Here is a 9,324-nt window from a genome sequence, read left to right on the forward strand (position 1 = left end):
ATCACCCGCCAGATGTCGACAAATCCGCAAACCCGCGGTCGGATGCGGTGCTCACTTGCCGCTGCCGCCCGAGGCGCTGCCCAGGTCCTTGACCCAGCTGCTGATCCGGCCGATCCAGTGGGTCAGCTCGTGCCAGTAGCCGCGGCCCTGGCCGACCCAGGTGTGCAGCGGGGTCAGCTCCCAGATCAGCCAGCTCGCCACGACCAGGATGACGATCGTGAAGAGGCAGCCCTTCAGACAGCCGAGCCCGGGGATCTTCATCGGGTTGGCGCTGCGCTGCCGCGGCGGCCTCGGCTCCCGCGCGGGCCGCGCTTGCGGCTGCTGGGGCGGCGCGTACGGCTGCGGCTGGTACCCCTGCTGCGGCTGCTGGGGCTGCGGCGCATAGCCGTACCCCTGCTGGTAGCCCTGCTGACGGCCGCGCTGCTGCGGCTGCTGCGGGCGCGGCTGGGGGGCCGGGCGGGGCTGCTGCTGGGGCCGGGCGACCTGCCGCTGCGGCCGGCGGCGCAGCGGGTCCTCCTCCGGCTCCAGGTACTGGATCTGCGTCTGCTCGTTGCGGTCGCGGGCCGCGCGCAGCTGGGTCTGCCAGGGATGCGGCTGCTCGGGCTGCGTGCCGTCGGGCTGCCCGGGCTGTCCCGGCTGGCCCTGCGGCATCGGGGGCAGCACCGCCGTCGGGTCCGCCGCGCCGGTGTTCGGCAGGACGGCGGTGGGGTCGGCGGCGCCGGCCGGGCCGCCGGTGTGCGGCAGGAAGCTGGTCGCCGCGTTCGGGTCGTACGACGTCTGCGGGGCGTTGGCCGGCAGCACCTGGGTGGGGTCGGCGGCGCCGGGCACCCCGTCCGGTACGGCGGCCGGGGCCGGGTCCGGGGCGAGCAGCGCGCCCACGCCCTCGGCGGCGGTGATCTGCACGGCGTTCGCGTGCACACCGATGCCCTCGGCGACCACGCGCAGCCCGCGCGCGAGGTTCTCGGCGCTCGGCCGTTCCTCCGGGTTCTTGCGCAGACAGCGCTCTATGACCGTCCACAGCGGGTCCGGGACGGTGGAGGGGCGGCGGGGCTCCGCGCTCAGGTGCTGGTGCAGCACCTCCAGGGCGGTGGAGCCGGCGAACGGCGGACGGCCCGTGAACAGCTCGTACAGCAGGATGCCGGCGCCGTAGATGTCGACGGCGGAGGTCTGCGGGCGGCCCTCGGCGGACTCCGGCGCGACGTACGCGGGCGTGCCGACGAACTCGTGGGTGCGGGTCAGGCCCGGGGAGTCGGCGAGGCGGGCGATGCCGAAGTCGGTCAGCATCGGGTGCATCCGGCCGTCGTGCTCCTGGAGCAGCACGTTGGCGGGCTTCAGGTCGCGGTGGACCACGCCGTCGGCGTGGCTGGCGGCGAGCGCGTCGGCGATCTGGGCGGTGAGCAGGGCCGCGCCGACCGGGGTCAGCGGGCCGTTCTCGCGCAGATAGCGGTGCAGGTCGGGGCCGTCGACGAGGTCCATGACCAGCGCCAGCAGATCGCCCTCCACGACCAGGTCGCGGACCCGCACGATGTTGGGGTGGGTGAGCCGGAGCAGGACCGAGCGTTCCCGCAGGAAGCGCATCACGATGTCCGGGTCGCTCGCCAGCTCCTCCTTGAGGACCTTGATCGCGACCGTCTCGCCGGGCTGGCCGGCCACGGCCGCCTCGGCGCCCGCGGTCTCTCGCTGGCGGGCACGCCAGACGGTGCCTGTGGCGCCGCGTCCGAGCGGCTCCTCAAGCAGGTACTTGCTGCCGACTGGCCGCACGTCACGCGCTCCCTGCTGCTTGCTGCCTGGTTGACTGCATCCCGGTCTGCGTCCGGTGTTCCGACCCACTGTAGTGCCGCTCTTCGAGCCACTACGTATGCGTTCCCGGGCGCGTTCGAAGTGTTCGACGGGAAGACGCCCGTGCCGGTCCGGTGGTTGCCGGAGGCGGACGTGACCGATCTCAACTGATCGCCCGCGCGTCCATGGTCAGGCACTTTTGGGGGCAGAGCCGACCAATCAAGATCACTTGTCACCGGGTACCGGGCGCGTTGTCGGTGGCAGGTGCAAGGATGCCTTCCAGTACTGGCCGACGTGCTCGTGTGGGGTGGGGGGAAGTCCGCGCCCGCGCAGACCCGCGCAGAAGGGACCGCTGACGCCGATGCAGATCCGGCTGACCGTCGTAGACCCGCTGGGCCCCGCCCCGCAGCGGGGTCGCGCCGCGAGCCGCGACGTGCTGGTCACGGCGCCCGTGGGCACGGAGCTGGCCGCGGTCGCCTCGGCCCTGGCCGGCGCGGTCGCCGGGGACGGCGGCAGCGGACGGGAGGCCGGCGGCGCGAGCGTGGTGCTGTACGTGGGCACCGAGCGGCTCGACCCGCGCCGCAGCGTCCTCGGCGAGCCGCCGCTGATCGACGGCGCGGTGCTGTCGCTGGGCGCCCCCGCGGCCCCCGAGCCGCATCCCGAGCTGGACGAGGCGCCGACCCAGCTGCATGTGGTGGCGGGTCCGGACGCGGGCGGGGTGCATCTGCTGCACGGCGGCCGGATCACCGTCGGCCGCTCGGCCGAGGCGGACGTCCCGCTGGACGACCCCGACGTCTCCCGGCTGCACTGCGCGGTCACCGTCGCCGCCGACGGCCGCGTCTCGGTCGCCGACCTGGGCTCCACGAACGGTACGACGCTGGACGCGGCGCGGGTGACGGAGCGTGCGGTGCGGTTCCCTCCGGGGGGTCTGCTGAGGATCGGGGAGTCGGCGCTGCGGGTTGCTCCATGCGGGGGGCCCGGAGCGCGGATGCGGACGGTGGCCGATGGGGAGGGGTGCGTGCGGGTCGTGGGGGCGGGGTCCGTTTTCCCACCCGCACCACCCGTACAGCTTTCGTCGCCGACTGCGGGTGGCCCTGGCGGGGCGGACTCGCCGTCGGCGGGTGCGGGGGGTTCTGGCGGGGTTGGCTCGGCGGGGGCGGGTGGCTCTGGTGGGGCGGGCTCGGCGGCGGGTACGGGTCGCCCTGGCGGGGCGGGCTCGGCGGAGGCCACTGCGGGTGGCCCTGGTGGAGCGGGCCCGGTGGCGGCCGGGGCGGGGGGAACCGGCTGGGGCGGCTCGGCGTCGGCGGGGGCGGGGTACTCCCGAGGGGCGGATGGCTCGGCGGCGGGTGCGGGCAGTTCTGGCGGAGGGGGCCCGGCAGGGGCGGGTGGCCCTGGTGGGGCGGGCTCAGCTTCGGCGGGGGCGCGCGGAGCCGGCTGGGCCGACTCGTCCTCAGCAGGTGCGGGGTACTCCCGGGCGGCGGATGGCTCGGCGCCGACTGCGGGTCGCACTGGCGGGACGGGCCCGGCGTCGGCGGGTGCGGGCAGTTCTGGCGGAGTGGGCCCGGCGGGGGCGGGTGACCCTGGTGGGGCGGGCTCAGCTTCGGCGGGGGCGCGCGGAACCGGCTGGACCGACTCGTCCTCAGCAGGTGCGGAGTACTCCCGGGCGGCGGACGCCTCGGCGCCGACTGCGGGTCGCACTGGCGGGACGGGTCCGTCCTCGGCGGGCGGGCAGCATCCCCGAGGGGCGGGTGCCGGTGGCTTCGGCGCGGCGGAGGCCGTCGGTGGGGCGCAGCACGGGTATGACTCCGGGGGCTGGGGGGCGTCCGGGGCCGGGGCGGGGGCTCAGGAGCACCGGCGGGCCGCTCCGGTCGTACCCGGGCAGGGCGGCGCACCCGGAATCGAGCACCGCACCGGCATCGACACCGGCACGGGATACGGCTCCGGCCCAGGCTTCGGCACTGGGTCCGGCTCCGGCTCCGGCACGGGGACCGGCTTCGGCACCGGGTCCGGCTCCGACTCCGGCACGGGGACCGGTTTCGGCCCCGGTACCGGCACCGGGTACGGCCCCAATCCCAGCCCCAACTCCACCTCCAGCCCCAATCCCAGCGCCAGCTCCAGCTCCAGCTCCAGCTCCAGCTCCAGCTCCAACTCCAACTCGACCCACGCCGGGCGCTTCGGGGTTGCCGGTGGCGGAGCCGCCGGCGCCGCACGTACCGAACTCGGCCAGGCCGGCCGGCGGCGCGGGCTCGGGGCGTGGGCGCGGCGGTTGGCCGGGGGGCGCGGTGAGACGGCGCGCGAGCAGGTGTACGACGGCGTACCCGGCGCCACCGCGGGCGACGCCCCCGCGGCCGGTGCCCCGCAGCTCCCGGAGACCTGGCCCGACCCGGCCGCACTGCTGCTGACGGCGCTCGGCCCCGGGCCCCGGCTGTGGGAGCGGGGGCCCGGCCACCCCGAGGCGCTGACCGTGCGGCTCGGCACGGCCGACCGGAGCGCGCCCGACGGCTCGGGTCTGCTGCCCTCCGTACCGGTGACCGCCGCGCTGCGCGAGGCCGGCGCGCTGGGCCTCGCCGGGCCCCGGCCCCGTCTTTCCGGGCTGGCCCGCGCGGTACTGGCCCAGCTCGCCGGGCTGCACTCCCCCGACCTGCTGGAGATCGTGCTGATCAGCGCGGACCGCACGCGCCCGGTGCAGGAACGCACCGCCGAGTGGTCCTGGCTGGGCTGGCTCCCGCATGTCCGGCCGGGCCACGGCCAGGACTGCCGGCTGCTGCTGGCCTACGACCGGGAACAGGCGGCCGCCCGCACCGAGGAGCTGCTGCGCCGGGTCGAGGAGCACGCCGCCACCGGCAGGACCACGGCCCACCCCCACACCGGCGTCGCGACCGCGCCCGGCACCTCGTCGCACAGTCCCAGTTCCACCATCCCCGCCCAGGCAGGCCCCGCCGCCTCCTCCCGGCGTCCCTCCTGGGCCAGGGAGAACACCGGGGCCGGGGTCGGCGGCTTTCCCGGTCCCTACACCGTCGTCGTCGTGGACGGGGATCCCGGCGGTGCCGCCCTTCAGGAGTCCGTCGCACGGCTGGCCGTCGCCGGGCCGCGGGCCGGGATCCATGTGGTGTGTCTCGCCGAGACCGAGCCCGCCTCCCCCGCCTCCCCGGTCACCCGGACGTACGAGGCCGCGTGTGCGGCGGCGCCGACCTTCCGGCACTGCGGTGCCGTGGCCCTGCTCGGCGGGGACGTCGCCACCGCGTTGCACGTGCTGCGGGTGGCGCCCACCGGCCCGGTCGGCCCCGGCACGGTCGCCGCCGTGGACGCGGTGTCGGCCGCCTGGGCGGAGCGGTTCGCGCGGGCGCTGGCGCCGCTGCGGGCGGACGGTCCGGCCGGTGAGCGGCACGCGCGCGTGGCGGCACCGCTGCCCCGGTCGGCGCGGCTGCTGGACGAGCTGGGGCTGGCCCGGGCCACCCCGGCGTCGCTGATGGCCCGCTGGGCGGACGCGGCGGACGACCCGGAGTCGCTGGGCGGACGCGCCCGGGCGGTGCTCGGCGCCGGTCCGCGCGGGCCGCTCACCGCGGACCTGGTGGCCGACGGACCGCATCTGCTGATCGAGGGGCCGCCCGGCAGCGGCCGTACCGAGCTGCTGCGGACCGTGGTCGCCTCGCTCGCCGCCGCCGAACGGCCGGACCGGCTGAGCGTGGTCCTCGTCGACGGCCGGGACGGTGTCGGCACCGGCGCCGGCCGCGGGGAGGGCCTGCGCGTGTGCACCGACATACCGCATGTCACCACCCATCTCATCGCCAACGACCCCGTCCGCATGCGGGAGTTCGCGCAGTCGCTGGCCGCCGAGCTGAAGCGGCGGGCGGAGCTGCTGGGCCGGACGGACTTCGCCCAGTGGCATGCGGGGCAGGCTGTCTCGGGCCGGATCGTCCCGCAGCGCACGGCGGGCACCGGGGACATAGAGACGCCGCCCAGCTCCACGCTGCGGCTGCGGCCGGGCACGGCGGCGCGGCAGCGGGCCGTGGCGGCACCCCCGCTGCCCCGGCTGGTGGTCGTCGTGGACGACCTGGACGCGCTGGTCTCGCCCGCGCTCGGCTCGCCGGGCCGGCCCGCCGCCGGTTCGGTGCTGCGGGCGCTGGAGGCGGTGGCCCGGGAGGGCGAGCGGCTCGGCATGCACCTGGTGGCGGCGGCCGGGACCGGCGGTCGTACGGCGGAGACGGAACCGGCGCGCCGGGCCACCCTGCGGATCGCGCTGGACGCGCCCGGGTCGGGCCCCGAGGAGCCGGCGCCGGGCCGTGGACGGCTGACGTACCGGGACGGGCAGCCGACCGGGTTCCAGGGCGGCCGGGTCACGGGCCGTATCCCGCGGACCGCGACCCAGCGGCCCACGGTCGTCCCGCTGGACTGGGAGCGCATGGGCGACCCGCCGGCCCGCCGGCCGGTGCGGGAGCTGGGCAACGGCCCCACCGACCTCGCCCTGCTGGCGAGCGCGGTGGAGCGCGCCGCCCGCCAGGTCTCGGCGGCGGAGGTGCCGTCCCTCCTCTCCTAGGGAAGGCTGGTCACGAGTCTCCTGGGGAACGCTGGTCACGAGCCGGTCACGATGCGGCCCGGCACGCCGCAGGCGCTCTTGCCGCCCGCGAGCGGCCCGGCGTACACCGGACCGACGGGACACTCCCGACGCTCGACAACGCTCGACGACGTTCAACGGAGAACGACGAACGGGGAAGTGATGCGCAGCACGAGCAGCAGCACCATCCGGACACACAGGGCCGTCACCACACTCGCCGCCCTGCTCGCGGGAGCCCTCGCGCTCACCGCCTGCTCCGGCGGCGGCAAGGACAAGAAGGGCGGCGGGGACGAGAGCACCGGCAGCGGCACCGCCCCCACCGTCAGCCTGCCGAAGCTGGACGGCGCGACGCTGGAGATCGCCGCCGTCTGGACCGGCCAGGAGCAGAAGAACTTCAAGCAGGTGCTGGCCGAGTTCGAGAGGCGCACCGGCGCGAAGGTCACCTTCGTGCCCGCCCAGGACCCGATCATCAACTTCCTCGGCTCCAAGATCGCGGGCGGTCAGCCGCCGGACGTGGCGCTGCTGCCGCAGCCCGGCGCCATCAGGCAGGCCGCGCAGAAGGGCTGGGCCAAGCCGCTCGGACCGGAGGCCGTGAAGGAGCTCCAGCAGAACTACTCGCAGGGCTGGCAGGACATCGGCAAGGTCGACGGCAAGCAGTACGGCGTCTACTACAAGGCCGCCAACAAGTCGCTGATCTGGTACAACGCCAAGGTCTTCGAGAACGCGAACGCCAAGGAGCCGAAGACCTGGAAGGACCTGCTGACCACCGCGCAGGCGGTGGACGACTCCGGGGTGACGCCGTTCTCGGTGGCGGGCGCGGACGGCTGGCCGCTGACGGACTGGTTCGAGAACGTGTATCTGTCGCAGGCCGGGCCGCAGAAGTACGACCAGCTCGCCCAGCACAGGATCAAGTGGACCGATCCCTCGGTGAAGCAGGCGCTGACGACGCTCGCGCAGATCTGGGGGAAGAAGGAGTATCTGGCGGGCGGTCAGGACGGCGCGCTCCAGACCGAGTTCCCGGCCTCGGTCACCCAGACCTTCACCGGCGGCGACCAGCCGAAGGCGGCGATGGTCTACGAGGGCGACTTCGTGCAGGTCAACATCGGGGAGACCAAGGCGAAGGTGGGCACGGACGCGAAGGTGTTCCCGTTCCCGGCCGTCGGCTCCACCGCGCCGGTGGTCTCCGGTGGCGACGCGGCGGTGATCCTCAAGGACTCCAAGGCGGCGCAGGCCCTGGTGACCTTCCTGGCCTCCCCGGACGCGGCGACGATCCAGGCGAAGCTCGGCGGCTATCTCTCGCCGAACAAGAACGTGCCGGTCTCGGCCTACCCGAACGAGGTGCAGCAGAAGATCGCCAAGGCGCTGATCGCGTCCGGTGACGACTTCCGCTTCGACATGTCCGACCAGGCCCCGCAGGCGTTCGGCGGCACCCCCGGCAAGGGCGAGTGGAAGGACCTCCAGGACTTCCTGAAGAACCCCGGCGATGTCGCGGGGGCGCAGGCGAAGCTGGAGAAGGACGCGGCGGCCGCGTACGGGAACGGGAGCTGATCCGGCGATGGCGTCGGCAGCGGCGGCCGGGGCCCCACCGGGTCCCGCCGCCCCCCGCAGTCGCCGAAGCGTGACGGGCACCCGCAAGGCGGTGGCGGCGCTGTTCCTGCTGCCCGCCCTGGTGCTGCTCGGCGCGCTCGTGGTCTACCCGATCGGGTACTCACTGGTCCGCAGCTTCTACAACGCGAACGGCGACGGTTTCGCCGGCGCCGACAACTACAAGGCGCTCTTCACGGACGACGGGATCCGTACGGCGCTGAAGAACAACGTCATCTGGGTGGTGTTCGCCCCGACCGTCTCCACCGCGCTCGGTCTGGTCTTCGCGGTGCTGACCGAGCGGGTGCGCTGGGGTACGGCGTTCAAGCTGGTCGTCTTCATGCCGATGGCGATCTCGATGCTGGCGGCCGGGATCATCTTCCGGCTGGTGTACGACCAGGACCCGAGCAAGGGCGTGGCGAACGCGGTGTGGGTGGGCGTGCACGACACCTTCGCGCAGTCGTCGGCGTTCCCGAGGGCGCACCCGGGGCGTGACTCGCCGCTCCGGCCGGACCAGGGCGGCTTCGTGACCAAGGCGCCCGTGCACACCGGGCAGGTGGTGGCGCTGCCGCTCGTGGGGGTGGCGCCGGACCAGTTGCCCGACGGGGTGCGGCGGGCTATGGCCGCGCGCCCGGAACCCGGCAAGGTCACCGGCACCACCTGGCAGGACTTCACCCGGGGCAAGGGCGTCGGGCGGCTCGGGGTGCCGGACCCGTCCGAGGCGGGCTATGCGGGGATGCGGATCGAGGCGGTGAAGGACGGCCGGGTCGTCGCCTCCGCCACCGCGGCCGGGGACGGCACCTTCACCCTGCCCGCGGCCGCCGACGGGGCCCTCTTGAGGCTTCCCGCGAGCAACTTCCGGGAGCCGTACAACGGTGTGGAGTGGCTGGGCCCGACGCTGGTCACCCCGGCGATCATCGGGGCGTACGTGTGGATGTGGGCGGGGTTCGCGATGGTGCTGATCGCGGCCGGGCTCGCGGGGGTGCCCCGGGAATTACTGGAGGCCGCCCGGGTGGACGGTGCCTCCGAGTGGCAGGTGTTCCGCAAGATCACCGTGCCGCTGCTGGCGCCGGTGCTCGCGGTCGTCCTGGTCACCCTGATGATCAATGTGCTGAAGGTGTTCGACCTCGTCTACATCATCGCGCCGGGCTCGTCCCAGGACGACGCGAACGTGCTCGCCCTGGAGCTGTACCGCAAGGGCTTCGCGGAGAGCCAGCCGGGCATCGCCAGCGCGATCGCGGTGTTCCTGCTGCTGCTGGTGATCCCGGTGATGCTGTTCAACGTGCGGCGGCTGAGGCGGGAGGTGCGGCGATGAGACTGCGTGCACCTCGGAGCGGCTGGGGGCCCGGGGGTTATCCCCCGGGAAGGCACAGCAACGTGCGGCGGCTGAGGCGGGAGGTGCGGCG

General features: G+C 74.9%; 4 protein-coding genes. 3 read left to right on the plus strand and 1 reads right to left on the minus strand.

Features of this window, described 5'->3' with window-relative positions; genetic code table 11:
* Positions 1–51 precede the first annotated feature (51 nt).
* Positions 52–1,761, minus strand: coding sequence for a serine/threonine-protein kinase (locus ACZ5CZ_RS35805; RefSeq protein ID WP_468948893.1), 1,710 nt, complete (start codon positions 1,759–1,761; stop codon positions 52–54).
* Positions 1,762–2,140: 379 nt separating this feature from the next.
* On the opposite strand from ACZ5CZ_RS35805, the gene ACZ5CZ_RS35810 reads away from it, so the two are divergent.
* The 3 genes from ACZ5CZ_RS35810 to ACZ5CZ_RS35820 all read left to right on the plus strand — a co-directional run bounded on the left by ACZ5CZ_RS35810 (position 2,141) and on the right by ACZ5CZ_RS35820 (position 9,233).
* Positions 2,141–6,316 carry an FtsK/SpoIIIE domain-containing protein gene (locus ACZ5CZ_RS35810; protein WP_468948895.1) on the plus strand — a complete coding sequence of 1,392 codons (4,176 nt, stop codon included), beginning with the start codon at positions 2,141–2,143 and terminating at the stop codon, positions 6,314–6,316.
* A 180-nt stretch (positions 6,317–6,496) separates the two neighbouring features.
* Positions 6,497–7,882, plus strand: a complete 1,386-nt coding sequence (locus tag ACZ5CZ_RS35815; RefSeq protein ID WP_468948897.1) for an ABC transporter substrate-binding protein — start codon at positions 6,497–6,499, stop codon at positions 7,880–7,882.
* Between the two features lie 70 nt (positions 7,883–7,952).
* Positions 7,953–9,233: a carbohydrate ABC transporter permease gene (locus ACZ5CZ_RS35820; protein WP_468948899.1), complete on the plus strand. Its 1,281-nt coding sequence runs from the start codon at positions 7,953–7,955 to the stop codon at positions 9,231–9,233.
* The last annotated feature ends 91 nt before the right edge of the window (positions 9,234–9,324 follow it).

The organism is Streptomyces sp. NPDC031418 (genome assembly GCF_055581605.1).